Source organism: Streptomyces sp. NPDC005281, assembly GCF_040607495.1.
GTDB lineage: Bacteria > Actinomycetota > Actinomycetes > Streptomycetales > Streptomycetaceae > Streptomyces.
Genome location: NZ_JBEXGX010000003.1, coordinates 392,060 through 418,538 on the forward strand (window position 1 = coordinate 392,060; position 26,479 = coordinate 418,538).

At 72.4% G+C, this 26,479-nt stretch carries 15 protein-coding genes, 2 tRNA genes, 1 pseudogene and 1 riboswitch; of the genes and pseudogenes, 11 read left to right on the forward strand and 7 right to left on the reverse strand.

Going from position 1 to position 26,479, the window contains the following annotated elements:
* The 4 genes and pseudogenes from ABZV42_RS06930 to ABZV42_RS06945 all read left to right on the forward strand — a co-directional run.
* A pseudogene (locus ABZV42_RS06930) lies at positions 1 to 422 on the forward strand (RNA helicase); the annotation flags it as partial.
* Between the two features lie 216 nt (positions 423 to 638).
* Entirely contained in the window at positions 639 to 3,764 is a 3,126-nt protein-coding gene (locus tag ABZV42_RS06935; protein WP_356051035.1) for a VCBS repeat-containing protein, read from the forward strand.
* Between the two features lie 58 nt (positions 3,765 to 3,822).
* The gene (locus ABZV42_RS06940; RefSeq protein WP_355984074.1) at positions 3,823 to 5,358 is read left to right on the forward strand and encodes an amino acid permease; all 1,536 of its coding nucleotides are present in this window, start codon (positions 3,823 to 3,825) and stop codon (positions 5,356 to 5,358) included.
* Positions 5,359 to 5,478: 120 nt separating this feature from the next.
* Positions 5,479 to 5,551: transfer RNA gene (locus ABZV42_RS06945), tRNA-Lys, on the forward strand.
* Positions 5,552 to 5,619: 68 nt separating this feature from the next.
* On the opposite strand, the gene ribA is transcribed toward ABZV42_RS06945, so the two are convergent.
* Both ribA and ABZV42_RS06955 read right to left on the reverse strand, forming a co-directional pair.
* A complete protein-coding gene (ribA, locus tag ABZV42_RS06950; RefSeq protein ID WP_355984073.1) occupies positions 5,620 to 6,273 on the reverse strand; it encodes a GTP cyclohydrolase II in 654 nt (217 codons plus the stop codon).
* Between the two features lie 122 nt (positions 6,274 to 6,395).
* Entirely contained in the window at positions 6,396 to 6,905 is a 510-nt protein-coding gene (locus ABZV42_RS06955) for a MarR family transcriptional regulator (RefSeq protein WP_356051036.1), read from the reverse strand.
* Positions 6,906 to 6,971: 66 nt separating this feature from the next.
* Between ABZV42_RS06955 and ABZV42_RS06960 the strand changes: the two genes are divergently transcribed.
* The 5 genes from ABZV42_RS06960 (at position 6,972) to ABZV42_RS06980 (ending at position 12,194) form a co-directional block, all read left to right on the forward strand.
* Complete coding sequence (locus tag ABZV42_RS06960) at positions 6,972 to 8,114, forward strand: dihydrofolate reductase family protein (RefSeq protein ID WP_356051037.1); 1,143 nt, start codon at positions 6,972 to 6,974, stop codon at positions 8,112 to 8,114.
* An 83-nt stretch (positions 8,115 to 8,197) separates the two neighbouring features.
* A tRNA-Met gene (locus tag ABZV42_RS06965) sits at positions 8,198 to 8,271 on the forward strand.
* Positions 8,272 to 8,599: 328 nt separating this feature from the next.
* The gene (locus ABZV42_RS06970; RefSeq protein ID WP_356051038.1) at positions 8,600 to 9,700 is read left to right on the forward strand and encodes a PP2C family protein-serine/threonine phosphatase; all 1,101 of its coding nucleotides are present in this window, start codon (positions 8,600 to 8,602) and stop codon (positions 9,698 to 9,700) included.
* A gap of 212 nt (positions 9,701 to 9,912) precedes the next feature.
* Positions 9,913 to 10,069: riboswitch (cyclic di-AMP (ydaO/yuaA leader) on the forward strand.
* 11 nt (positions 10,070 to 10,080) lie between these two features.
* Positions 10,081 to 11,115: a M23 family metallopeptidase gene (locus ABZV42_RS06975; protein WP_355984069.1), complete on the forward strand. Its 1,035-nt coding sequence runs from the start codon at positions 10,081 to 10,083 to the stop codon at positions 11,113 to 11,115.
* A 134-nt stretch (positions 11,116 to 11,249) separates the two neighbouring features.
* Positions 11,250 to 12,194 (forward strand): aldo/keto reductase, encoded by a 945-nt coding sequence (locus tag ABZV42_RS06980; RefSeq protein WP_356051039.1) that lies wholly within the window; start codon positions 11,250 to 11,252, stop codon positions 12,192 to 12,194.
* Positions 12,195 to 12,269: 75 nt separating this feature from the next.
* On the opposite strand, the gene ABZV42_RS06985 is transcribed toward ABZV42_RS06980, so the two are convergent.
* From ABZV42_RS06985 to ABZV42_RS07000, 4 genes are all read right to left on the reverse strand, one after another.
* Positions 12,270 to 13,634, reverse strand: a complete 1,365-nt coding sequence (locus ABZV42_RS06985; RefSeq protein ID WP_356051040.1) for a PrsW family intramembrane metalloprotease — start codon at positions 13,632 to 13,634, stop codon at positions 12,270 to 12,272.
* Positions 13,635 to 13,723: 89 nt separating this feature from the next.
* Complete coding sequence (gene trmB, locus ABZV42_RS06990; RefSeq protein ID WP_356051042.1) at positions 13,724 to 14,560, reverse strand: tRNA (guanosine(46)-N7)-methyltransferase TrmB; 837 nt, start codon at positions 14,558 to 14,560, stop codon at positions 13,724 to 13,726.
* 188 nt (positions 14,561 to 14,748) lie between these two features.
* On the reverse strand, positions 14,749 to 15,954 hold the full coding sequence (lhgO, locus tag ABZV42_RS06995; RefSeq protein WP_355984065.1) for an L-2-hydroxyglutarate oxidase: 1,206 nt from the start codon (positions 15,952 to 15,954) through the stop codon (positions 14,749 to 14,751).
* A 134-nt stretch (positions 15,955 to 16,088) separates the two neighbouring features.
* Positions 16,089 to 17,510, reverse strand: coding sequence for an MFS transporter (locus ABZV42_RS07000; protein ID WP_355984064.1), 1,422 nt, complete (start codon positions 17,508 to 17,510; stop codon positions 16,089 to 16,091).
* An 867-nt stretch (positions 17,511 to 18,377) separates the two neighbouring features.
* Between ABZV42_RS07000 and ABZV42_RS07005 the strand changes: the two genes are divergently transcribed.
* Together ABZV42_RS07005 and ABZV42_RS07010 are read left to right on the forward strand one after the other, a co-directional pair.
* Complete coding sequence (locus ABZV42_RS07005; RefSeq protein ID WP_356051043.1) at positions 18,378 to 20,471, forward strand: asparagine synthase-related protein; 2,094 nt, start codon at positions 18,378 to 18,380, stop codon at positions 20,469 to 20,471.
* A 459-nt stretch (positions 20,472 to 20,930) separates the two neighbouring features.
* Entirely contained in the window at positions 20,931 to 24,389 is a 3,459-nt protein-coding gene (locus tag ABZV42_RS07010) for a BTAD domain-containing putative transcriptional regulator (RefSeq protein WP_356051044.1), read from the forward strand.
* A gap of 4 nt (positions 24,390 to 24,393) precedes the next feature.
* Here the strand turns inward: ABZV42_RS07010 and ABZV42_RS07015 are convergent, their stop codons facing one another.
* Positions 24,394 to 26,427 carry a sigma-70 family RNA polymerase sigma factor gene (locus tag ABZV42_RS07015; protein ID WP_356051045.1) on the reverse strand — a complete coding sequence of 678 codons (2,034 nt, stop codon included), beginning with the start codon at positions 26,425 to 26,427 and terminating at the stop codon, positions 24,394 to 24,396.
* Positions 26,428 to 26,479: the final 52 nt, after the last annotated feature.

The window sequence follows — 26,479 nt, forward strand, 5'->3', positions numbered from 1 at the left end:
TCCGTGGTGGCGGCTTCCGTCGCGACGACAACCGTGGTGGCGGCTTCAACCGCGATGACCGTGGTGGCCGTTCGTTCGAGCGTCGTGACGACAACCGCACCGGTGGCGGCTTCAACCGTGACGACCGTGGTGGCCGTTCGTTCGAGCGTCGTGACGACAACCGCACCGCTGGCGGCTTCAACCGTGACGACCGTGGTGGCCGTTCGTTCGAGCGTCGTGACGACAACCGCACCGGTGGCCACCGGGGCAGCGACCGCCCCTTCAACCGTGACCGTCAGGGCGACCGTCCCGCGGGCGGCAGCTTCCGCTCCGGCCACGACCGCCCGACCGCCCGTCGTGACGACCACCGCACGACTGGCACCGGCACCGGCACCGGTACCTTCCGCCGTGACGAGAAGCCGCGCTGGAAGCGCAACGGCTGACCGTCGCTGACATAGCCAACTGATGTGGCCCTCACCCGAGTTCGGGGTGGGGGCCACTTCGCTGTCCGCACCGCGAGGCGTGGATAAACCACTCCCGTCACTCTGTGAACTCTCTGTATGATCGGCCGACTTGGGTGTGAGAGACGCGACGGCTGGGGGCCAGGCCGACGCCTGGGACGGTAGTTGCCTCTCCGCACTGTTCCGGGAGGGAATTCCTTGCTTCGTCATGCCTTCGTCCGTCGTGCCCGCGTCAGACGCGTCGCCACCGCCGCGTCGGCGGCGCTCGCGGGTGGGCTGATCCCACTGCTGCCGACGTCCGCCTCCGCGGTGGGGACGGCTCAGGAGACGGTGGTTCCGGCCACGCTGCGGAGCACTCACACGTCGGCGGAGCTCTTCAACGCTTCGACCTACGGGGGGCACGACGGTGCCGGCACGCAGGGTGTCTTCCACCGGCTGGAGGGATACTCCGGGCTGGTCTGGACGCGCTACGCGGACGGCGTGTCCGTACCGGTGCGGCAGCCGGAGGGCGTCCTCGGCACCTGGGGCACGGGCGGTGACGTCCTCGCCTACCGGTACGAGAACCGTCGGGTCGACCTGTGGGACGCGGCCGACGGGTCCACGCGAACCGTCCAGCCGCCCGCGGGCATTGGCCTGCTCACGGCGTACGGCGATCTGGTGATCGGGTACCGCGTCGTCACCGCCGAGGACGGCAGGTCCAGCAAGGAGATGCACCTGCTGTTCCCCGAATCCGACGGCACGACCCGTGATGTGCCGGTCTCCGGGCTGCCCGCGGGGCTGCAACTGCTCTCCCCGCGGGGCGGGGACTCCGACGGACTGCTCTTCGACGCGTATCAGGACGGCCAGTACCGGGCGGTCATGGTCGACCGGAGGACGGGGCACGTGAGCGGCATGACCGCACCGCGCTCCAAGGTCTACCTGGATGCCCAGGTCACTCCCGCGCACGTCGTCCTGTTCAACGCGGGCGAGGCGAAGCTTCTGGTGTTCGGGCGGTCCGACCTGTCGGCCGCGCCCACCGAGGTCACGCTGGACGGCGGGAGCAGCGTGAACCCCGCGCAGGACCTCGCCGTGGTCGGCGACTGGCTGGTCCACCGGCCGAGCAACGGGACGACGGTGACCGCCGTCCCGGTCGCGGGCGGCCCCGCGGTGACCGTGCTGCCCGTGTCGGACCCGTACGTCTCCGCCGTCCCGGACGGCACCGCCGTCGCGAAGGGCCGTACGGCCTCCGGCGACTGGGGCATTCAGCGCATCCAGGCCGGTGACGACGGCAGGCCCGTCGTCACCCAGGTCAAAGCGCTGCCCAACCCGCCCGTCCCGGTTCAGGGGATCTCCCTCGGCCAGGGGCGTCTCGTCGTCACGGACACCAGCCGGAACGGGACGCGTGACGACTACGCGCGGACCGTCGCCGTGACCGGAAGCCCCGAGTACGGCGAGCGGGCCGATTTCACCCCGCGACTCACGTCCGACGTCGTGATCGCCCCGTGCGCGGCGACCGACGTGGCCTGCTCCCAGATCCACGGCACGGCGGACGGCCGGATCGCCTGGCTGGAGCACTCCTCGGCGACCTCCGACCTCCTCAGGGTGAACGGCCCGACGGCGGCGGGGCTGTGGCAGCGGAGCGTGCCTGCGGGCGGGCGTGTCACCGATGTCTCGGGGCGGTACGTCCTCTACACGGCCGCCGACAAGCAGTACGTGTACGCGATCGGCGACGGCGGCACCCCCGCGCTCACCCGCACCCCCGGCGCCGCCGCCCTCTCCGGCGACGTGCTCTGGACCGCGGGATCGACGCCCGGCAGCGTCACCGCGTACGACCTGACCGCGAAGAGGACCACCGAGACGCTCACCACCGACGCGGGCTGCGCGCCCACCGAACTCCAGGCGCTCGGCCGCTGGATCTACTGGACCTGCGACGGCCGGGCCGGTGTCTTCGACCGTACGGCGAAGAAGTCCGTGGCCGTGCCCGCCGACGAGGCGAGGCTCGGCGACGGATACGTCGTCACCCACGACAAGGCGGCCGGGAAGCTGACGCTCACGACGGTCGCGAGCGGCACCGCCGAGAGCCGGGTCATCGGCGACCTGCCCGACACCGGGGTCTCGCAGCGGGACGTGCGCTGGACGGTCGACGAGTCCGGCGCGAACGCCGCCTACGTGGACGACCAGGAGCGCGTGCACCTCGTACCGTCCGGAGTGGCCCAGCAGCCGCTGCGGCTGCTCGCGCCCGCCGCGAACGTGCCGTCCGTCCGGGCACACGCGATCGACACCACCCCGGACACCCTGACCACCCTGCTGCTGTCGAAGCCGGCCGCGAACTGGACGGTGACCGCGCGCAACCGCGCCACCGGCAAGACCTACAACGACAACCGCGATGGCGGTCCCGCGCGCGGTGAGCTGAACGTCGGCTGGTTCGGCGCCGACCCGGCGCTTCCCGGCGACGCCTTCGCTCCGGACGGCTCCTACGACTGGACCGTGTCCGTCACACCCGCGGACGGTGTCGGCGCGCCGCTCCAGGTGCGCGGCACGGTCCGGCTGAAGGGCGGCAGCCCGGTACGTCACGACCACGTGGGGCCCGACGGGGACCCGGACGGCACCGGCGACCTGCTCACCCTCAACTCCTCGGGCGGGCTGACCTTCCAGCAGGGCGACGGCAAGGGCGCGTTCGCCGGAAAGGTCACAGGCAACGGCTGGTCGGCCAAGGCGCTCGCGGTGCCGTTCGGCGACCTGAACGGCGACCGCTGCAACGACGTCCTGGTGCGGTTGAGCGACGGCTCCCTGCGCGGTTACAAGCCCGCGTGCGGCCGGGCGGTGACCCTTTCGACGTCGTACAAGTCGCTCGGCACCGGCTGGAACGCCTACGACGTCCTGACCTCGCCCGGCGACCTGACCGGCGACAAGCGGCCGGATCTGCTCGCGAGGAAGGCCTCGACCGGCGACCTCTACCTGTTCGCCGCGAAGAGCGACGGAACGCTCGCCGCGGGGAAGCGGATCCGTACGGCGTGGAGGGGCTACACGAAGATCGTCGGCGCAGGTGACCTGAACGGTGACGGGACCGGGGACGTGCTCGCGCGGGACAGGTCGGGGACGCTGTACCGCTACGACGGCACCGGCACGGGCCTGTTGAAGGACCGGGTGAAGGTGTTCTCCGCCTGGGGCGCGTCCTACGACGCGATCGTCGGGGTGGGCGACATCACCGGTGACGGGAAGAACGACCTGGTCGAGCGCGACACTTCGGGCAACGTCTACCGCAACGCCGGTACGGGGACGGGCTCGTTCGGCCCGCGGGTGAAGATCGCCGGCGGCTGGCAGAGCTACAAGGGCCTTTTCTAGCCAATTTGCTCCCCCTCGGAGCGCATGTCATGCCCCCGGCAAGGGAATCGCTGGGGGCATGACAGATGACGCCAGAGCGAGTGGGCTGTCGGACGAAGAGCGGCTGGCCCAGCTCGGCTACACGCAGGTTCTCGCCCGCCGCATGTCGGCGTTCTCCAACTACGCGGTCTCCTTCACGATCATCTCGGTCCTGTCGGGCTGCCTGACCCTGTATCAGTTCGGCATGAACACCGGCGGTCCCGCCGTGATCACCTGGGGCTGGGTCGCGGTCGGACTGATGACACTGTTCGTCGGACTCGCGATGGCCGAGATCTGTTCGGCCTATCCGACGTCCGCCGGGCTGTACTTCTGGGCCCACCGGCTCGCCCCGGAGCGCACCGCGGCGGCCTGGGCGTGGTTCACGGGCTGGTTCAACGTCCTCGGCCAGGTCGCGGTGACCGCCGGCATCGACTTCGGCGCGGCGGCGTTCCTCGGCGCCTATCTGAACCTCCAGTTCGACTTCCAGGTGACGCCGGGCCGCACGGTGCTCCTGTTCGCCGGGATCCTGATCCTGCACGGGCTGCTCAACACCTTCGGCGTGGCGATCGTCGCCCTCCTCAACAGCATCAGCGTGTGGTGGCACGTCATCGGCGTCGGCGTCATCGTCGGCGCGCTGACCTTCGCACCGGACCACCACCAGTCGGCGTCCTTCGTGTTCACGAAGTTCGTCAACAACACGGGCTGGGGCAGCGGGGTCTACGTCGTCCTCATCGGACTCCTCATGGCCCAGTACACGTTCACCGGGTACGACGCCTCCGCCCATATGACGGAGGAGACCCACGACGCCTCCACGGCCGGTCCGAAGGGGATCGTGCGGTCCATCTGGACCTCGTGGATCGCCGGATTCGTCCTGCTCCTCGGCTTCAACTTCGCCATCCAGTCGTACGACAAGGAGCTGGGCTCGGGAACGGGCGCGCCCCCGGCGCAGATCCTGCTGGACGCGCTCGGTGCCACGTCCGGGAAGCTCCTGCTGCTCGTCGTGATCGGCGCCCAGCTGTTCTGCGGCATGGCGTCCGTGACCGCCAACAGCCGCATGATCTACGCCTTTTCGCGCGACGGCGCGCTGCCGTTCTCGAAGGTGTGGCACACGGTGCACCCGCGCACACGGACCCCCGTGGCGGCCGTCTGGCTGGCCGCGCTGGGCGCCCTGGTGCTCGGCCTGCCGTATCTGATCAACTACGCGGCCTACGCGGCCGTGACGTCGATCGCGGTCATCGGGCTCTACGTCGCGTACGTCATCCCGACCCTGCTGCGGGTGCGCAAGGGCGACGCCTTCGAGCGCGGTCCCTGGCATCTGGGCCGCTGGTCCCGTCCCATCGGGGTGATCGCGGTCGTCTGGGTGGCCGTCATCACGGTCCTGTTCATGCTGCCCCAGGTCTCCCCGGTCACCTGGGAGACGTTCAACTACGCCCCGATCGCCGTCCTCGTCGTCCTCGGCTTCGCCGCGGCCTGGTGGCTGGCCTCGGCGCGTCACTGGTTCCTCAACCCCGACCATCAGCGCACGATCGCCCGTGAGGCCGCCCGCAAGGGTGCGCCCGAACCGGTCGATCCCTGACCTTGTGGGCTATTGGCGTGGCCGGGTCCCCGATACCCGATCGGAGTCCCGGCCGCGTCCCGCTATGCTCGGGGATGCGTCGGCGCGGGCCGGTGCGCCGTGCCGGTGTTTTCGGTGCGGGGACCCTTAGCTCAATTGGCAGAGCAGTGGACTTTTAATCCATTGGTTGTGGGTTCGAGTCCCACAGGGTCTACGGAGAAGCCCCCGGTTCAGAGGTGATCTGAGCCGGGGGCTTGTTTCGTTCCAGGGGGTGCCGGCGTGTCAGCCCGCCGAGAGGCCCGTGAGTTCCGTGCGCTCCGTGAGTTCCGGCAGCGGCAGCGTGTGCTGGGTCTGGAGGACCTTGGCGCGCAGGTAGCGGACGTTGTGGGCGGTGGTGAAGACGCCCGTCGGGACCCGGTGGGAGACCGTGATGCCGAGTTCGCGGAGCTGCTCGGCCTTGTCCGGGTTGTTGGAGAGCAGGTCCAGCGAGTCGATGCCGAGGGCCCGGAGCATCTGGGCGGCCGCCGTGTAGTCGCGGCCGTCCTCGGGCAGTCCGAGGGCCGTGTTGGCGGCGTAGGTGTCCAGGCCCTGGTCCTGGAGGGCGTACGCGTCGAGCTTGTTGTAGAGGCCGATGCCGCGGCCCTCCTGGCGCAGGTACAGCAGGACGCCGCCGCGGTCCGCGATCTGTTCCACCGCCTCGCGCAGCTGGGGTCCGCAGTCGCAGCGGGCCGAGCCGAACACATCGCCGGTCAGGCACTCGGAGTGCAGTCGCACCAGCGGGTTCGCACCGGGCTCTCCGAGGACGACGGCGATGTGCTCCATGCCGTCGTCGAGACCGTGGAAGGTCACGAGTTCGGCGTCGACGGAGTAGCCGTCGCCGAAGCGCAGGGGTACGCGGACGCGGGTGCGCACGGTGGCGTCGGGGTGGTCGCGCATGGTGTCTCTCCGTCCGGCAGGTTCGTACGGGGTTGTGCTTCAGATTTGAAGCACAGCCACGGAAGGAGACACTACATCTGCTTAAAACTTCAAGCAACGGGTTCGGGTGCCCCGGTCGCGCCTCACGAGGAACAGGAACGCCTCCGCCACGGCAGATCTTCCCCGGACGCCCCGGAATCCCCGCTCTGGATCGCCCGGGTGATGGTTGCGCAGATCTCGTCCAGCTGGCACACCTGCTCCGGGGTCAGGTGGTCGAAGATCGCCGTCCGGACCGTCTCGACATGCCCCGGAGCGACCCGCTCAAGCAGGGCCATGCCTTCGTCGGTCAGTACGGCCACGTGCCCGCGCTTGTCGGTGGGACAGCCCTCCCGGCGTACGGTGCCGTCCTTCTCCAGCCGGGTCACCGCGTATGTCAGCCGGCTGCGCGTGATCTTCTGGGCCTCGGCGAGGTCGGTCATCCGCAGCCGCCGGTCCGGTGCCTCGGACAACTTGGCCAGGATGGAGTAGTAAAGGTGGGGCATCCCCGCCTCCGCCTGTAGCCGGCGGTCGATGGCGTCCTCCAGGAGGGAGGTCGCGGAGAGGTACGAGCGCCAGGCGCGCTGTTCGGCGGCGGAGAGCCAGCGGGTCGTCATGAGACCAGTCTAGGTATTGTTTAAAACTTGAACCACTGTGTGCGTGTGACCGGAGGATGCGTCCCGATGCCCCGTCCCTACGTCCTGCTGTCCGCCGCCGTCTCCCTCGACGGTTTCCTGGACGACACCGGCCCCGAGCGGCTGCTGCTCTCGGGCCCGGCCGACTTCGACCGGGTCGACGAGGTACGGGCGTCCAGCGACGCGATCCTGGTGGGCGCCGGCACGCTGCGCACGGACAACCCGCGTCTGCTGGTCAACTCCGCCGAACGGCGGGCGGCCAGGGTCGCCGGCGGCCGCCCCGAGTACCCGCTGAAAGTCACCGTCAGCGGATCGGGCGAGCTCGACCCGAAGGCGCAGTTCTGGCACACGGGCGGCCAGAAGGTCGTCTACACGACGGACGAGGGCGCGCCGCGTGCTTCCGCCCTGCTGCACGGTCTCGTCGGAGTCGACGTCGTTTCGACCGGACCCGAGCTCGACTGGCGTGTGCTGCTGGAACACCTTCACGACGTACGGGGGGTGCGCCGCCTCATGGTCGAAGGCGGCGGCAAGGTCCACACCCAGCTCGTGCGCGAGCAGCTCGCCGACGAACTCCAGCTGGCCGTCGCCCCCCTCTTCGTCGGGCAGCCGGACGCGCCGCGGCTCTTCGGGCCCGGTGAATACCCCCTGGGCCGGATGCGGCTGACGGAGACACGGCCCGTCGGCGACGTCGTACTCATCCGCTACGTCCCCACCGCGCCCGGCACCGGCCCGCTCGCCTCCGCCGCGGACAGGCACTGGCTGGAGCTGGCCTGCGAACTCGCGGAGCTGTGCCCGCCCTCGAAGACCGCGTTCAGCGTGGGCGCCGTGGTGGTCGCGGCCGACGGGACCGAACTGGCCAGGGGCCACTCCCGCGAGGGCGAGGACCCCGTCGTGCACGCGGAGGAGGCCGCCCTCGCCAAGATCGACCCGGCCGATCCGCGGCTGGCCACCGCCACGGTCTACAGCAGCCTGGAGCCGTGTGCCCACCGCGCCTCCCGGCCCGCCCCGTGCGCTCGGCTGATCCTCGGCGCAGGTGTGCGCCGGGTCGTCACCGCCTGGCGTGAGCCCGACACCTTCGTCACGGACGCCGACGGGAACGGGCTCCTCGCCGCCGCGGGCGCCGAGGTCGTCGTCCTCCCCGAGTACGGGGACCGCGCCCAGGCCCCCAACCGGCATCTCCTGACCCGGTAGAGCCGGGTGCCCACGGCACCGGAGGGGCGTGATTGAACGGGTGTGCTTCGGGTCCCGCGGATGGCGTACACTAATTTCAACGACGCGGGGTGGAGCAGCTCGGTAGCTCGCTGGGCTCATAACCCAGAGGTCGCAGGTTCAAATCCTGTCCCCGCTACTGAAGACCAAGGGCCGGAACTCGGATTCACGAGTTCCGGCCCTTGGTGTTTGTTCCCCGGTTTGCGTCCCGCCGGTTCTTCCGGGCTTTCCGGCACCTTCTTCCGGCCCCGGCCCCTTACGGCTTTTCAGGGCCGCGGTTTCTCCGGCCCGGTCCCGATTCCCTCCGGCGGACGCCGTTCTCCCCCGGTCGGGCCACACCGGTCGCCCGCCGCCCCCGCACCGGTTCTTCTGGACGGGTGGGGCAGCCAGGAGGTGAGCGGCGGACCGGACACCCCGATGACCGGGCCCGGCCGCCGTCCCCCGGTGCCCGGCGGCCGGGGAACGCCGTGCCGGCCGGTCCTGCGGGAGCCTGCCCCCGCAGGATCGTGCGCGCCCGCGCCTTCGTCCGGATCCTGCCCGCGCTGCTCGTCACCGCAGGGGTCCTCTACGACTACTTCACCCCGGCGGAATTCACCGCCGCCCCCTTCTTCACGGCCGCGCCCCTGGTCGCCGCACCCCTCTACTCGCTGCGCGGCACCGTTCTCGCCGGTGTACTCGCCGTCGGCGCGGTGCTCGTGGTCCATTTCCTGCTCGGGATCGTCCTGCACGTCGACGCGGTCACCGAGGTGGTCACCGTGACGACTGCCGCCGTCCTGGCCGTCCTCATCAACATCCTGGTCAGGCGCGGCGACGAACGGCTCGCCTCCGTCCGGGAGATCGCCGAGTTCGCGCAGCGCGCCGTGCTGCCCGAGCCCGAGGCCCGGATCGCCGGGCTCGAGGTCGCGGCCCGGTACGAGGCGGCGCAGGAGGACGCGTTCATCGGCGGCGACCTGTACGCGGTGCAGGACTCCCCGCACGGCGTACGACTGGTCGTCGGGGACGTACGGGGAAAGGGGATGACCGCGGTGGCCGCCGTCGCGACGGTGGTCGGCGCGTTCCGGGAGGCCGCCGAGCAGGAGGCGACGCTGGAGGGCGTCGCGGGGCGCCTGGAGCGGGCCCTGACGCGCGCGGGCACCCGGCGCGACGGCGTCGAGGCGGCCGAGGGGTTCACGACCGCCGTCCTCGCCGAGATCCCGCACGGCGAGGACGTCGTACGTGTCGTCAACCGCGGCCATCCACCGCCCCTGCTGCTGCGCCCCGACGGCACGCTCGCCGTCCTCAGCGCCGAGGTGTTCGCGCTGCCTCTCGGGATGAGCGAGCTGGGAAGCCCGCACGCCCCGACGGTGCAGGACCGCTTTCCGCGCGGGGCGACGCTGCTCCTGCACACCGACGGACTGTCCGAGGCCCGCGATCCGCGGGGGGAGTTCTACGATCCGGCGGCCTGGCTGGCCGGACGCGTCTTCCACGCGCCCGACGAGTTGCTGACCGCCCTGGTCGAGGCGGCTCGCCGGCACACGGGCGGCGCTCTGACGGACGATCTGGCGCTGCTCGCCGTCCGGCGCGCGTGACGGGTGCCCGCGACGGCCGCCCGCGAACAGGCCGTCAGGGAAGCACGTGCAGGTGACATGCGGCCAACTCGCCCGTTTTTCATCGCTCATGACCCCAAAGTCCAAGCCAAAAGCCGTTAATGATCAGTCGGAACAGCTTGGAATTCGATGCCCGGGTCTATTAACGTTCGATAACGCAGCGCGGCCGTTACAGCCGTCACAAGAGGTGGCTCCGTGCGCACGCGCGGAATCCCGCAAGGGAACCGGGGACCCATCCCATGGGGTGAATCGAGCGTAACCCGCCGTGCACGCACGGTGGCAGTACGCCCGTAGGAGACCTTCCTGCTCCGAACCCGTCAGCTAACCCGGTAGGCGGCAAGGAAGGAAAGGAGTGCGCCCACGTGGCGTCAAACCGGCCCGCTCAGCCGACCTCGTTCCCGCCGAATGACACACACACCTTCGGCTATGCCACGGACGAGGGGCCCTGGGAGGAGTGGAACCCCACCGAGGATTCCGTCGCTCCCGTCCGCGGCCGGCACCGCACGGGCAAGCAGCGCGGCGGAGGACTCGCCCGCAGCTCCACGGTTCTCGGCGTCGGTGTCATAGCCGCCGTCGGAGCGGGCGGCATCGCCAGCGCCGCTCCGGGCAAGCCGCCCGTCTCGATCTCGCTGCCCGACCTGTCGTCGGTCACCGCCTCGGCCAAGGCCCTGATATCGGACGGCGGGTCCAGCGCCCCCAAGGGCTCCACCACTCCGCTCACCGATGCCGGTCTGACCAGTGCCGACGCGGCCCACGGCGCCGGCGACGCCGGTGAGGCGCTGCGCGACCGCATCATGCAGCAGGCCAAGTCGCAGCAGAACCACGCCGACACCGCCACGCAGCAGGCCGCGCAGACGGCCGCCGCGAAGAAGGCCGTCGCACTCGCCGCCAAGCAGCAGGACGACGCCGTGGCCAAGGCCACCGCCGTGAAGCAGAAGGCGGAGGAGGCGGCCAAGGCGAAGGCCGAGAAGGAGCGCCTCGCCGAGCTCGCCAAGAGCTACTCGCTGCCGACCTCCTCGTACACCCTGACCTCGCGCTTCGGTGAGGCCGGCTCGATGTGGTCCTCCGGCTACCACACCGGACTCGACTTCGCGGCGCCCACCGGAACGCTCATCAAGGCGATCCACAGCGGCACCGTGACCGAGGCCGGCTGGGCGGGCTCGTACGGCTACCGCACGATCCTCACCCTCGACGACGGCACGGAGCTGTGGTTCTGCCACCAGTCGTCGATCAGCGTCGGCGTGGGCCAGAAGGTCGCCACCGGCGATGTCATCGGGCGGGTCGGCGCGACCGGCAATGTCACCGGGCCGCACCTGCACCTCGAAGTGCACCCCGGCGGCGCCGCCACCGGCATCGACCCGATGGCGTGGCTCCAGAGCAAGGGCCTCAACCCCTGATCTCCGGCAGCCCTGTCGTCACCCCCCCCGACTTCAGGGCTGTCGGTCAGGCAGGTGAGCACACCGGCGTGGGACCCGGCCGTCCCGAGGTGATTGCGGAATACATCCATCCGGCCCGGGCGTTGAAGTCCCACATGACTTCTCTCCGCAAGCTCGGTTCGTCCGACCTCGAGGTCTTCCCGCTCTCCCTCGGGGGCAACGTTTTCGGCTGGACGGCCGACGAGACCCGGTCCTTCGCCGTCCTGGACGCCTACGCGGCGGCCGGCGGCAACTTCCTCGACACGGCCGACTCCTACTCGGCGTGGGTCGAGGGCAACGAGGGCGGCGAGTCCGAGACCGTCATCGGCAGGTGGCTGAAGAGCCGCGGCAACCGCGCGGACATCGTGGTCGCCACCAAGGTCAGCCAGCACCCCGAGTACCCGGGTCTGTCCGGTGCCAACATCAAGGCGGCGGCCGACGCCTCACTGCGCCGCCTGGGCACCGACCACATCGACCTCTACTACACGCACTTCGACAAGCCGGAAGTGCCGGTCGAAGAGATCATCGGCGCCCTCGACGAGCTGGTGAGGGCCGGCAAGGTGCGCCACATCGCCGCCTCCAACATCTCGCCGGAGCGGCTGCGGGAGTCCCTGGAGTTCTCCGACCGGGAGGGCCTCGCCCGCTACGTCGCGCTCCAGCCGCACTACAACCTGGTCTCGCGCGACACCTACGAGGGCTCCCTGCTGGACGTCGCCTCCACGGCGGGTCTGGCGGCCGTCCCGTACTTCGCGCTCGCCGCCGGGTTCCTCACCGGCAAGTACCGCCGCGGCGCGGAGGTCGACTCGCCCCGGGCGGCCGGCGCGGCCAAGCACCTCGGCACCGAACGCGGGCCGCGGGTCCTCGCCGCCCTCGACGAGATCGCCGGGGCCCACGGCGCCGCCGTCCCGACGGTCGCCCTCGCCTGGCTGGCCGCACAGCCGACGGTCGCCGCGCCGATCGCCTCCGCCCGCACGGTGGAGCAGCTCCCGGCCCTGCTGGCCGTCGCGGACCTGGTGCTGACGGACGAGGAACTGACGCGGCTGTCGAAGGCGTCGGCGTAACGGCCGCACCCCGGCGGCCGAGTCCGCGGCGCGCGCCGCCCGGTGGTGTCCACCGCGCGCCGCGCCCGTTCCCCGCTAGGAGCGGTACGGGTTGTACGCGGGATACGGGTTGTACGCGGGATACGGTGCCGGCGCGGACGCCTGCGCCGGCGGACCGTACGGCTGCGCGGGCGGGGCGACGTACCCGTACCCGGGGCCCGGCCAAGTCGACGGCACGGGCAGCGGTGCCGTGATGCGGGCCGCGTAGGCGAGCGCCGGACGGGCGATCTCCCGGCGGCGCCACAGCTCCTCGAGCAACTCGCGCTCGCGTACGACGAAGTCGGCGCCCGCCCGGCCCCGGCGCCCCTGGTGGCGCAGGAACGCCAGCGAGGTCGCGTACGCCTCGTACTCCGCCACCGAACGTGCCGCGCTCTTCCCGAAATGATGACCGGCGTACTCGCGGGCGATCTGCCGCGCCCGCATCGAGCCGAGCGACCAGGGTTCGGCCGCGCCCAGCCAGCCGGCGGCGGTGTACACGGGCAGTTCGGTGCGGACGGTCCGCAGCTCGCGCTGCCGGGTCCACACGACGAGCCAGGTCAGCAGCCCGAACGCGGGCACCATGAACGCGGCGTACACACCGAAGAACCCGAACCGCCCGAAGCCCGACGAGCTGTTCCAGACGGCGTGCATGCCCATCGCGAGGAGCAGTCCGGTGAGCGGGAGCAGCACGCGGCGCGCGTGGTGGCGTTCGGCGGACAGCGCCGCGACGCCGAAACCGATGCCGGTCAGCACGGTGAACAGCGGATGCGCGAAGGGTGACATCACCACCCGGACGAAGAAGGTCGCCGCGGTGACGGAGGCGAGTCCGCTCTCCCCGCTGAGCTGGTCGGTGCCGAAGGCGGTGCCGAGGTAGAGGATGTTCTCGGTGAAGGCGAAGCCGGTGGCGGTGACCCCGGCGATGACGACACCGTCGACGATCCCGGTGAAGTCCCGTCTGCGGAAGAGGAAGACGAGCAGGACGGCCGCCGCCTTCGCCGACTCCTCGACGACGGGCGCTATGACGGTCGCGCCGAGCGTGTCGGCGCCGGAGGGGCCCGCGGTCGTCATGGCGATCCAGCGGGTCGCGAAACTGTTGGCGACGATCGCTATGAGCGCGGCCGCGCAGGCGCCCCAGGCGAAGGCGAAGAACAGGTTGCGCCAAGGCCCCGGCTCGACCCGGTCCAGCCACCGGAAGGCGGCTATGAGCAGCGGCACGGGGAACACGGCCAGTCCGAGACCGACCAGGAAGCCCTCGGTCCCGGTCTGTTCGCGGACGAGGGCGAGGATCACCAGGCCCGACATCGCGAGCAGGGTGATCAGCGCTCCGTAGCGCACCCAGCCGCGCTGCCACCAGTGCGGATGTCTCGGCGCAGGTCCGGCGGGGATGCCGGGCTGTGTCGGGTACGGAGAATGGATGGCCACGGCATTGACCCTAACGAGGGAAGGCGTGGCCCGCGACGGTAACCGGAGCCCCCGGGATTTCCCGGCGGACGCCGACGGATGTGTGCGGGTCAGTCGCCCGAGGTGTGCTGGTCTCGAAGCTGTACGCGCCGGAAGAGGAGGTCGTTCACCACATGACCCTTGTCCAGTCCCTGGCCCTCGAAACGGGTCAGCGGCCGGAACTCGGGACGCGGCGCGAAACCGCCGTCCGGCACGGTGTTCTCGAAGCCGGGGTGCGCGCTCAGTACTTCCAGCATCTGTTCGGCGTACGGCTCCCAGTCCGTCGCGCAGTGCATCAGCGCGCCCGGCGCGAGCCGGGTCGCGGCGAGATCCAGGAACTCCGGCTGGATCAGGCGCCGCTTGTGGTGCCGCTTCTTGGGCCAGGGGTCGGGGAAATAGACGCGCAGGCCGTCCAGGGACGCGGGCGGGAGCATCTCGCGCAGCAGGATGATCGCGTCGCCGTTGGCCACACGGATGTTGGACAGGCCGCTGCGCTCGGCGAGGTTGAGCAGGTTGCCCTGGCCCGGTGTGTGCACGTCCACGGCGAGGATCCCGGTCCCCTGGTCCTCGGCCGCCATCTGCGCGGTGGCCTCGCCCATGCCGAAGCCGATCTCCAGCACGACGGGGATGTCCGCCCCGAACAGCTCCGCCAGGTCCAGCGTCCCCCGGCCGTCGATGTCCAGACCCCACTTGGGCCACAGCCGCTGCAAGGCGTCCGCCTGTCCGGTCGTCACCCGGCTCCGGCGCGGCTGGAAACTCCGGATCCGCCGCTCGAAGTGCGAGCCGGCTGGATCCGCCTGCGGACCGTCGGGGAAACGGGGCTCGCGGCCGGCGCGGTGGTGACGCGGCGAGCCGTCCTCGGCGGAGGCGGGCCGGGTCTCTTCGGTGGAGTCGAGGAAATCAGACACAGTGGAGTCGATTTTACGGGCGCCGCGGTGCGCCGACGGACCCTCCCGCACCTACGGGTGGGCCTCGTGTGCGGCGGGTGGAACCTCGCGGGTCGGAGGGCGGACCCCCGCAGTCGGAGGGTGGATCACCTCTCGGACTGCCTTTCGGACCGCCGTCGACCGCCTCCGGGACCGACCTCGGCCGGCTCTCAGACCGCTGCCAGGGATGCCAGGGCCCGGCGGGCGACCTCTCGGCCGATCGGGAGGGAGGCGGTGGCCGCGGGGGACGGGGCGTTCAGTACGTGCACGGTCCTCGGGCCCTCCTTGATCAGGAAGTCGTCGACCAGGGTGCCGTCCCGCAGGACCGCCTGGGCGCGGACCCCGGCGGCGGCCGGGACCAGATCCTCCGGGGTCACCACGGGCAGCAGCCGCCGCACCGCCTCCGTGAACGCCGCCTTCGACACCGACCGGCGCAGCTCGCCGGCTCCGTAGCGCCAGTGCCGCCTCGCTATCCGCCAGGAACCCGGCCAGGCCAGGGTCCCGCCCAGCTCACGGGGCCGGACGACTCCCCAGCCGTATCCCTCGCGGGCGAGCGCGGGCACCGCGTTGGGGCCGATGTGGACACCGCCGTCGATGCCCCGGGTGAGATGGACGCCGAGGAATGGGAACGCCGGGTCCGGAACCGGGTACACCAGGCCCCGCACCAGCTCCGGCCGCGCCAGCGTGTAGTACTCGCCGCGGAAGGGGACGATCCGCATCCCGGGGTCGTCGCCCACGAGCCGGGCCGTCTCGTCGCAGTGCAGTCCCGAGCAGTTGACGAGAACCCGTCCACGGACGATCGTCCCGTCGGCCGTGCGCACGGCGACGCCGAGGTGCGGTCGGCGGTCGGCGCCCACGACCTGCGCCCCGTAACGGATCTCCGCCCCGGAGGCCTCCGCGAGCCGGCGGGCCACCGCCACGTAGTCGCAGATGCCCGTGGAGCCGACGTGGATGGCGGCGAGGCCCCGGACCTCGGGTTCGTACTCGGTGAGCTGGGCCGGGCCGAGTTCCTTGACCGGGATGCCGTTCTCCCGGCCGCGCTGGACCAGGCCGTGCAGGCGGGGCAGCTCCGACTTGTCCGTCGCGACGATCAGCTTGCCGGTGACGGCGTGCGCGATGTCGTACTCCGCGCAGAACTTGACCATCTCGGCGGCGCCCCGGACCGCGAACCGCGCCTTCAGGGAGTCGGGGCGGTAGTAGATCCCGCTGTGGATCACCCCGCTGTTGCGCCCGGTCTGGTGCCGGGCGGGTCCCTGCTCCTTCTCCAGCACCGTCACCCGGGTGCCCGGTGCCGCCCGCGTGATGGCATAGGCCGTCGACAGGCCGACGATCCCGCCGCCGATCACCAGCACATCGCAGTCGTACGCGCTCCGCATCCGCACCACCTTCCGGCCTCGATAGTGCACTGCGCCACTGACAACGCCCTCAAACCCGAGGACGGCGCCCCGCGATTCTTTCGCGCCGCGGGGCCGTGGCGCTTCGTTTGTGCCGGATCCCCCCGGCGATCCGGCTAGGCCGGAGCCATCAGCAGCGGACGGGCCCGTTCCCGCAGCTCCACCACGCGCGGCTCGTCGCCGTAGGGCTCCAGCCGGTGCAGCAGGTCCTTCACGTACTCGGTGGTGCGCGCGGAGGAGATGCGCCCCGCGACCTCCACCGCCCGCACGCCCTGCTCGCACGCGGCGTCCAGATTGCCGGACTCCAGCTCGGCGACCGCCGACACCACCAGGCGCAGCCCGTGCGAGCGCACGAACTCCTCCGTCGGCTTGGACAGCGCCTGTTCCGTGAAGCGGCGTACCTGGCGCGGCGCCTTCAGGTCGCGGTAGCACTCGGCGGCGTCGGCGGCGAAGCGGTCGTACCCGTAGAAGCCGAGCCAGGACGGGTCGTGGTCGCCGTCGCGGGCCCGCTCCAGCCAGCCCTCGGCGGCCTTCAGCGCCGTGCCGGCCGCCTGGGCGTCGCTCGCGCGTGCGTGGGCACGTGCCTCGACGAGCCGGAAGAAGCTCATCGTGCGGGCCGTGGCGAGACCGCGGTTGCGCTCCACGGCGGCCTGGGCGAGGTCGACGCCCTCGTCGCCGAAGCCCCGGTAGGTCGCCTGGAGGGACATGGAGGCCAGGACGTAGCCCCCGAGGGGCACGTCGGCGGCCGCGCGGGCCAGCCGCAGTGCCTGGATGTAGTACCGCTGCGCGGCCTCCTGCTGGCCCGTGTCGAAGGCCATCCAGCCCGCGAGGCGGGTGAGCTCCGCCGACGCGCCGAACAGCGCTCTGCCGACCTCGTCGGAGTAGGAGCCGAGCAGCAGAGGCGCCGCCTCGACCCGCAGACACTCGGGCACCATGGAGGAACGCCAGTCACCGCCCCCGTACTTGGAGTCCCAGCGCCTCGCGTCCTCGGCCGCCTCGCGGAGCTTCAGCACATCGCTGTGGCCGACTTTCAACGGCGCTCCGGAGCCCTCGCCCGGGCTCACCTCGCGCGCCACCGAACTGTCGGCCGGGGTTATCAGCCAGCGTGAGGCGGGCGTCGCGTAGGCGCTCACGGCGAAGGAGCCGGCCAGTGACTGCCAGATGCCGCCGCCCGTCCGGCGCCCGGCGAGGTCGAGGCGGTACAGCTCCGTCGCCGACCGCACCGCCTGCCCGACGTCACGGGGGAAGGCGAGGCCCACTTCCGGCGCGGGATCCGCGTCCGCCAGGCCGATCTCGTGGAGCGGCACGGGACGGCCGAGCTTCTGGCCGATCGCGGCCGCGATGAGGTGCGGCGCGGCGCCTTGGGGCACCATGCCTTTCGACACCCAGCGCGCCACCGACGTCTTGTCGTAGCGAAGAGTCAACCCGCGTTGAGCGCCAAGGTCGTTGACGCGACGCGCGAGTCCTGCGTTGCTGATTCCCGCGAGGGCGAGAACGGCGCCGAGTTTTTCGTTCGGCCCGCGTTGCTCCCTGGACATGCGCCACCCCTCGACACAGACGGCTGCCGCGGTGGCATAACCACGCGGCATTCGTAAACCCAGCGTAGTTCGCCCGATCCCCAGCGTTAAGGGGCGTACGTCCGGTTGGCGGGATTGTGGTCCGTACGACTGTACGGACTGTCGCGGCGTGCTCCTGTTGTGTGGCTGTGCGCCCGTCCGTGCGCTCTTCTCCGGCCACTGCGGGGAGCGCTTCCATGGAACGTGCGTGGGTCGGCCCGCTGTACTGGATCCAGTGGGCTGGGGGACACCGCCGCCTACATCCCCGCGGGCGGCGGACCGGTCCGGGGGGCGAACTCCGCCTCCCGGACTGTGCGTTGCCGAAGCGGTGGGCAAGCCCTTTACGGAGCGTGTCCGCGCCAGTCCGCCCGTCGCCGATTTGGCCGAAAACCGATGGCCTCCCCTGAGGGCAATCAGGGCTCCCACCACGTGAGTTGAGGGCGCGAAGGGCGTCCTGAGGGAGCGTATCGGGGGCGCATTCGCGTCGACCTGCCGGGGGTCGGGTGGTGTCGGAGGGGTGTGCCGGCGAAGGTGCGGGGCGCCGGGCGTCCGGGCGGCAACTGCCGGGCGGGGGCGCCTCGTGGGCCGGGGCCGTCCGGTAGTGGTCCCGTGGTGGTCCGGAGTGGATTTCTCTCCGGCGTGATGCGACGGCTGTCGTACCCCCCAACAGGCTCTGTATGAAGGGTATTTGCCGGTAGCGCGCCCTCCTGTCGTGGCACAGGGGTTCACGCGGGGGCGCACTTCGGGGAGCGCAAGCCGCCGCAGGGGCCCTCCCGTACGCCTCCTTCATGGCAAGCTGGTGCCGAGTTCGTACGGTGCACTGGTTGTCCACAGCCTGTGGAGGCGGCGATGCGATGGTTGGTGGGGTGGAGCAGCACCGTCGCCAGAGCGTCCGCGATCGGCTCGGCGGGCGCCACGGGCGACGACGGCGAGACCGTGCACCCGGTGGGTTCCCAGCTCCTCTGGGGTGACCCGGATCCGCTGTGGGCCGTCGGCGACTGGCGCCCCGACGAGGTGCGCGTGGTGAAGGCCGGCGCCGGCAACCGCATCGCCGTCCTCGGTACCTGCGGGGCCTCCGACGAAGAACTGAAGGTCGGACTGTTCGCCGCGCGCGGCGGAGCACTGCGCCACCTCACCAACTGGTCCGGCAGCTACACCGCGGTCGTCCAGGTCGGCCGCCGGGTCACCGTCTGCGGCGATCTCGCCGGCGCCCGGCCTGTGTTCTACACCCCCTGGGCGGGCGGCACGGCCTACGCCACCGCCGCCCTCCCGCTCGCCGACCTCATCGAGGCCAACCTCGACTTCGGCCACCTGGCCGCGATGCTCGCCGCCCCCGACGTCCCCGCCGCGGTGCACGACTCCACCCCGTACGAAGGCGTGCGCCGCATTCCGCCGGGACACACCCTCATCCTGCGGGCCGGGGCGCGCGAGATCGCCGGGTACGAACCCGTCGCCTCCCTCGCCGTCGCCGCGCCCACCGCCGATCCCACGATCGCCGTGGACGCCGTACGGGACGCCCTCGTGGAGGCCGTCCGCGCCCGCCTCTCCGCTCCCCGCCATGTGCCGGGCACCGACGTGGATCCCGGGCCCGTACCCGGCATGGGACCCGCCGAGCGGCGTGCCGCGCGCGGGACACCGGTCCCCGGCATCGGGGCCGACCTCTCCGGCGGGCCCGCCTCGGGAACCCTCGCGCTGCTCGCCGCCGGCCTCCCCGGGGCGCCGGGAACGGTCCTCGGACACGGCACCGGCGCCGGGGAACGGCTCCTGGCGGTCACCTTCAACGACCTCGCCGTGCGCGACCGCGAGGCCGAACTGGAACGGGCCGGGATGCTGGCCGCGAACCCCCGGCTGCACCACGTCGTCGTCACCGGCGGCGAGGAGACGCTTCCCTACGCCGACCTGGAGGGGCCGCTGACCGACGAGCCGGGGCCCTCCCTGGTGACGGCGGCACGCCATCGCGCGCGGCTCGCCTCCGGCAGCGCGGACCACTTCACGGGCTACGGCGCGCGGCAGGTGCTGGACGCCCACCCGGCCCGGCTCGCCGACCTGCTCATGGACCGCAAACGGCGCCATCTGGTGCGTCCCGTCGCCGCGTTGACGAAGGCCGACGGCTCGGTGATGGTCCCCGCGCGCGTGTACGGCGCGGCGCGCAAGCTCGCCCGTACGCCGTACCGCACCGGAGTCGACGTCCTCGCCGAGCAGTTGCTGCACCGGCGGTTCGAGGACCCCGGAGGCGCGGTGGGCGCGTCGCTCGCCGCGCTCAGCTGGGCGAGACCCGGGCCGGCGGCGCGCTGGCTCACCGGGGAGGCACTGGCTGAAGTATCGGTTCGCCTCCAAGGGGTCGGGGGACGGCCGAACATCGGTCCCGGGCAGCGGCCGGGGGACTTCCGGGCCCGGGCCGCGCTGGCCCGCCACGCGGCCGACGTCCGCGTCCTGGAGCAGGCCGCCGAGATCCGCTTCCAGCGGCTGCACACGCCGTTCCTGGACAACCAGGTCGTCCGTGCCTGCCGTGAGCTGCCGGAGGCGCTGCGGGTGCAGCCGGGGGCGCGGGCGGCGATCCTGCGGACGGTGCTGGAGGGGGCCGGGGTGGCCGATCTGCCCTCCGGGTGGGGGGCTCCGTCCCACGCGTCCTCCGCGGCGGCGGCCAGGACAGGGGTGCGGGTGGCGGCGGATTCCCTGATCTCCCTGTTCGACACGCCGCTGCTCGCGCAGGCGGGGCTCGTCGAGGCGCGCGTCGTCCGCAAGGCGCTGCGCTCGGCCGCGGAGGGGGCGCCGCTGCCCCTCGACGGGCTGGCCGATCTCGTCTCGCTCGAACTGTGGCTGCGGCGGTTGCTGGCGCGGCGCGGGACGTGCTGGACGGGGACGCCTGCGCGCCAGCGTGCGGTGCCCGCGGGGATCGTGCCGCAGGGGCGGGCGTTGGGGGCGGGGGCTCCGCGGAGCTGAGGGTTCGCTTGTGCTGGCGTTCGCGGGTTCTGCCGGGTGGGGGGTCGGGGCCGTGCCGGTACATCCGCCCGCATCCGGACGGATCCCAGCGGGGTTTCGAGGTGCGGGTGGGTTCTGATCCGTCCGGCCTGCGGGCATTTGATGTACCGGCACGTCCCCTTCCGCCGGATCCCGGCTGCGGGTGCGTCGTGGTGGCCCTCGCCGCTAGCCGCCTTCGGCTGCGAGTGCATCGTGGTACCCGCCCTCCCAGCCCGCCTTTCGGGTGCGGGGGTGACTTTCAGCCCCTCCGGCGTTTGAGGAGCGGGGGCTGGGGTGGAGACCCAGGGGTGGGAAGGGTAGGGGCGGAGGGGGCGAAAGAAGGTCGTGGCGGGGCCGGGGATCGGGGCTGTGGGTGGAGCGGAGGGCGGCTTGCCGGGGTGAGGCGGTGACCTCGGGGGGACGGGCGGTGAGAATGGGGGCGTGCGGTACAGAATTCTGGGGGTCGCCCAGGCGGAGGACGACCGGGGGACCCTCGTCGCGGTGGGCGGCCCCCGGGTACGCGCGCTGCTCACGGCGCTGGCAAGCCACCCCGCCCGCACACTCTCCCCGGACACCCTCATCGACGAGGTGTGGGCGGACGACCCGCCCCAGGACGCCCCGGCCGCGCTCCAGGCCCTGATCGGCCGCCTCCGCCGGGCCATCGGGAAGGCCGCGGTCACCTCGGAGGCCGGCGGCTACCGGCTCCGGGCCACCAGGGACGACGTGGACCTGTTCGTGTTCGAGCGGCTCGTCACGGAGGGCAGGACCGCCCTCGACACCGGCGACGCCCGCACCGCCGCCACCCGCCTGGGCGAAGCCCTCGCCCTGTGGCGCGGCCCCGCCCTCGCGGACCTCCCCGACCGCACCGCCGCGACCCGCCCGGAGGCCCTGCGCCTGGAGGCGACGCGCAGCCGCGTCGAGGCGGACCTGCGGCTGGGCCACGCCTCCGACGTCGTACCGGAGCTGAAGGAGCTGACGACGGCTCACCCGTACGACGAGGCGCTGCACGTTCTGCTCATCCGCGCCCTGCGCGAGACCGGTCGGGGCGCGGACGCGCTGGCCGCGTACGAGGACGTACGCCGTGCCCTGACGGACGGTCTCGGCGCGGACCCGGGGCCCGAGCTCCGCGACCTGCACGCCGCGCTGCTGGGCCCGCGGGAGACCCGGGAGCCCGTGTCCGCCGCGGCCGGGGCCACGCCGCTGGCCGTTCCCCGTTCCGGGGACCCCTCGCGCGCCCGGCGGACCGGGAACATCCGTCCCCGTCTGAACTCGTTCGTCGGGCGGGAACGCGAGGTCGGGGCCATCCGTTCGGATGTGCGGAGGGCGCGACTGGTCACGCTGACCGGACCGGGTGGTTCGGGCAAGACCCGCCTCGCCGAGGAAGCCGCCGCCGGGCTCTCGCAGGCATGGCTCGCCGAGCTGGCCCCGCTCGACCGCTCCGAGGCGGTCCCGGGCGCGGTGGTCAGCGCCCTCGGTCTGCGCGAGACCGCGCTGATCACCAACGAGATGGCGCTGCCGCAGGACGACCCGGTCACCCTGCTCGTCGAGTACTGCGCCCCGCGCAGCCTGCTCCTGATCCTCGACAACTGCGAGCATGTGATCGACGCGGCGGCCGAACTCGCCGAGACGCTGCTGACCCGCTGCCCGGACCTCACGATCCTCGCCACCAGTCGCGAACCACTCGGTGTCCCCGGCGAGTTGGTGCGTCCGGTCGAACCGCTCCCGCCCGGCCCCGCCCACCGCCTCTTCACGGAGCGCGCCTCGGCGGTGCGCCCCGACGCCGCCACCGCGCTCGACGACTCCGCCGCCGTGGACGAGATCTGCCGCCGGCTCGACGGCCTCCCGCTGGCCATCGAGCTGGCCGCCGCCCGGCTGCGGCTGCTCACCCCGCGGCAGATCGCCGACCGGCTCGACGACCGTTTCCGGCTGCTCACCTCAGGCAGCCGTACGGTGCTGCCCCGCCAGCAGACCCTGCGCGCCGTCGTCGACTGGTCCTGGGACCTGCTCGACGAGCGGGAGCGGACCGTGCTGCGCGAGGCGTCCGTGTTCGCGGGCGGCTGGGACCTGGCCGCCGCGGAGGCCGTGTGCAGCGGCCCCGCGGCCGACCTCATCGGCGCGCTCGTCGACAAGTCCCTCCTCGTCGCCACCCCGGACGGGACGGGCGGGACGGGCGGTATGGGCGGCACCGGCGGCGGGAGCGCCGGGGGCGGTGGAAGCGGTGGGAGTGTCGGCGGTCATGCGGGCGGCGGGATGCGCTATCGCATGCTGGAGACCATCCACGAGTACGCCACCGAACGCGCCGCCGAGGTACCCGGACTGCGCGCCGGCGCCGAGCTGCGCCACCGCGCGTGGGTGCGCGCCCTGGCCGAGGAGGCCGAGCCCCAGCTGCGCTCGGCCGGTCAACTCCCCTGGATCCGGCGGCTGGAGACCGAACTCGACAACATCCGGGCGGCCCTCCGGCGTGCGCTCGCCGCCCATGACGAGGAGGAGGCGAGTGCCCTCGTCCTCGACATGGGCTGGTTCTGGTGGCTGCGCAACTTCCGCTACGAGGGCATCGAATCGACGGAACTCGTCCTGAAACTGGGCGCGTTGCTCGACGCGGCGGCGGGTGACCGCACCGCGTCGGCCGATGACCGCGGTCCGGCGGACGCCGTTGTCCCGCAGGCCGACGGCGACCGTCTCCTCGCCGAGCTCGAGGACGTCGATCCGGTGAGTGCCTTCCTCGATCATCCCGAGCGCGACGAGCGGCACCCGCTGCATGCCGCGCGGATGCGGGTGCGCATGCTCCACCTGTTCATGAAGGTGGACGTCGTCCCGCTGGACGAGTGGGAGGACAAGCGGTTGCGGGAGTACGTGGGGCGGGTGCGAGGCGCCTTCGAGCGCGGCGGTCCGGACGCGGCGCGCATGCCGGGGATCGTCTGGCCGATGGCCGCGCACTTCCTCGGCGATCCGGACGACGTGGGGCCCGCGATGAACGCGACGGTCGCCAACTGCCGCGAGTACGGCGGCGAATGGGAGATCGGCGTCGCCCTGATGTTCCGTACGCACATGGTCGTCGACGCCCCGGGCGGCATGCCAGGGGTGGACGAGGACCTGGAGGAACTGCGCGGGCTCAGCCGACGGGTGGGGGACCGCTGGATGCGCGCCCAGGTGTGCAGCGCGGCCGGTGAGGCGGCCATGGCGCGCAGCCTGTACGACGAGGCGAAGGGCGAGTACGAGGAGGCGCTGCGGCTCGCCTACGAGGTGGGGGCGTACGCGGAGGTGCCGTTCCTCATGGCGCGGCTGGCCGAGATCGCCCACCGCGCGGGCGAGCGTTCCGTGGCCCTGGCGACGCTGGACGAGGCGAGCGCCGCCGCCGACCAGTACGGGGTGACGGATTCCCGGGCCTTCGTCCATCTGCTGCGGGCCCAGGTGGTCCTGGAGGGCGGGGAGATCGCCCTCGCCCGCGAACTGTGCGAGAAGTCGCGTGAGGAGAGCCTCCGTGGCACCCCGCCACCACAGTTCATGGCGGGGCTGAACTGGGTCGACGCCCTGGTCACGGCCGCCGAGTCCGGTCCTGTGCCGGGTCTGCGGAAACTGAGTGCCGCGCTTCGGCACGCGATGGGCGCGCGGTGCGCGGACGTGGTGGCGTCGGCCTACGTCGAGAGCGCCGCGCGTCTGCTCACCGAGCTGGGCGCCCACCCGGCGGCGGCACGGATGACGGCCGCCGGCACCGGCTGGCGCGGTGGGGACCTGCGTTCGGCCCGGGAGAGCGCCGACGTCCGGCGCACCGAGGCCGCCGCCCTGCTGGCGCTCGGCCCGGAGCGCTACGAGTCCGAGCGCACCCGGGGTTCCCGTTACACACAGGAACAGGCGCTCGGCGACCTGGCCGGGGTGATCGAGGCGTACGCCGCCGGGTAGGTGTTCACCGGCACAGGAACTTCGACTCCGCCCAGTCGCCGAGCGACGCCGAGTCGAACGGGCTGTGGGGTTCGACGACGAGCCGGACCGTCCGGTGGCCGGTGAGGTTCACATGGACGGGGACCGCGGGGTCGCCGCCCTCGATGAGCGGCGACCGCCACAGCCGGGACCCGTCCGCGTAGACGGAGAACCGCAGCTTGCCCAGGCCCAGCATCAGATCGTCGACACCGGCCATGGCGTCGTAGGAGTCGCAGTCGCGGTTGAGGTCGATGGTGACGGAGGACCGGCCGTGGACGGTGACTCCGTACGTGTACCGGGTGTCCGCGATGCTCATCCGGTCGCGCTGCCACACCCAGCTGCTCTCGCCGATCCGCATCTCCGGCTCGGTGTGGTCGCCGAGGACGTCGTAGTCCAGGTCGCTCCACCGGTAGACGGAAGGGGCGGGCGGGGGCGGCGTCGGCGTCGGCGTGGGCTCGGGCTTCGGCGGGGACGGCTTCGGCGGCGGGGCCGGAGTGGGTTCCGGGGTCCGGGCGGGGGACGGGCTCGGGGTCGCCTTCGGTGCCGGCTTCGGGGCGGGTTCCGGCGCTTTCGAGGGAGGCGTGGTGGGGGCCGACGCGTGCACGACGGCCGGTGGCTTCGGCGCAGGGGACTTTCCGGGCGGCGCCGGTGACGGCACCGGCGCCTCGACGGCCGGAGAGGCGGCCGGTCTCGCCTCGGGCCGCCGTACGGGGCTGCCGTTGCCGACCAGGGACAGCACCACCGCCGCCGCGGCCACCGCGACGACACCCGCCGCGATACCCGCCTTGACGGGTGCGCCGAGTCCCTCGGAGAGCACGGCACCGCCTCCGGCGCCCGCTCCGGAGGAGCCGCCGCCCGCCACGGCCGCCGCGCCCGCGGCTCCGGCCGCACCCGCTCCGGCGCCCCCGGCGACGAACGCGAGGGCCTTCGCGTACCCGGCGGCACCGAACCAGCCGATGACCGCGACCGGCACGACCGCGGGGATCCCGCCGGCGACTTCCTTGATCTGGCCGGCGGCCAGGCGGCACCTGGCGCACTCCTCCAGGTGCTTGCGCAGGCCCCGTTCGGCGCGGGTGCGCAGTCCGCCGCGGGCATAGGCGCCGAGCCGGTCGGCGTAGCGCGCGCACTCCTCGTCCATGGTGAGCGTCGTGCTCACGTGCGCCTGGAGGTAGGCCTGTCTGAGTCCCTCGCGGGCTCGACTGGCGAGCACACGGGTGCCGTTCGCGTCGAGACCGAAGAGCGTGGCGACCTCGCTCGGGGACTCGTCCTCGACCTCGGTGTGCCACAGCACGGCCTGCCAGCGCTCCGGCAGCGAGAGGAAGGCCCGCATGGCCATGGACTGTTCGGCCTCGTGCATCGCGCGTACATCCGCGCCGAGGTCGAGGGTGTCGTCGTCGGAGACCTCGGACCCGCGGGCGGCCTGAGCGGCGAACACCGCGAAGTCGTCGACCAGTTGTTCCCGCCTGGCCGTCCTCGTCCAGTTCGCGGCGACCCGGCGCACGGTCGTGAGGAGATAGGCGCGCACGGCGTGCTCGGGGCCGCTGCCGCCACGTACGGCCTGGAGCATGCGGGCGAACACCTCGGCCGTGAGGTCGTCGGCGGTGTGCGAGTCCCGGCAGCACGTGCGGGCGTAGCGGCGGACGGCTCCGGCGTGCCGGCGGTACAGCTCCTCGTACCCCGTGTCGTCGCCCGCGCGCATCCGCTCGATCAGACCGGCGTCGGGGGGCGGGGCGTCCACCGGGGGCGGCGGTTCCCAAGGGGGCAGTTCCCGAGGGGGCGGCAGAACGCCGGCTTCGCGCGGGTCCCAGCGGTCGCGCTGCGAGGGCACTCCGGTCCCTGTCTGCGAGGGCACTCCGGCGTCCGTGGTGGCACCGTCCGGGACACCGCTGTTCCCGTCGTGCGTGCTCGTGCCGTGGGGGCCGCCCTGGTTCGGCACCTGTCGTGACGATGAGCCGCCGGTTTCCGTGCCGCCGTCGGCGCCCCCGTCACCGAGTGGCTCGTCCCGCCCGTCAACGCTCACGCCGAAAAGCCCCCGCCTGCACACTCGGACCCGAATACCGGGACAGAGTGCC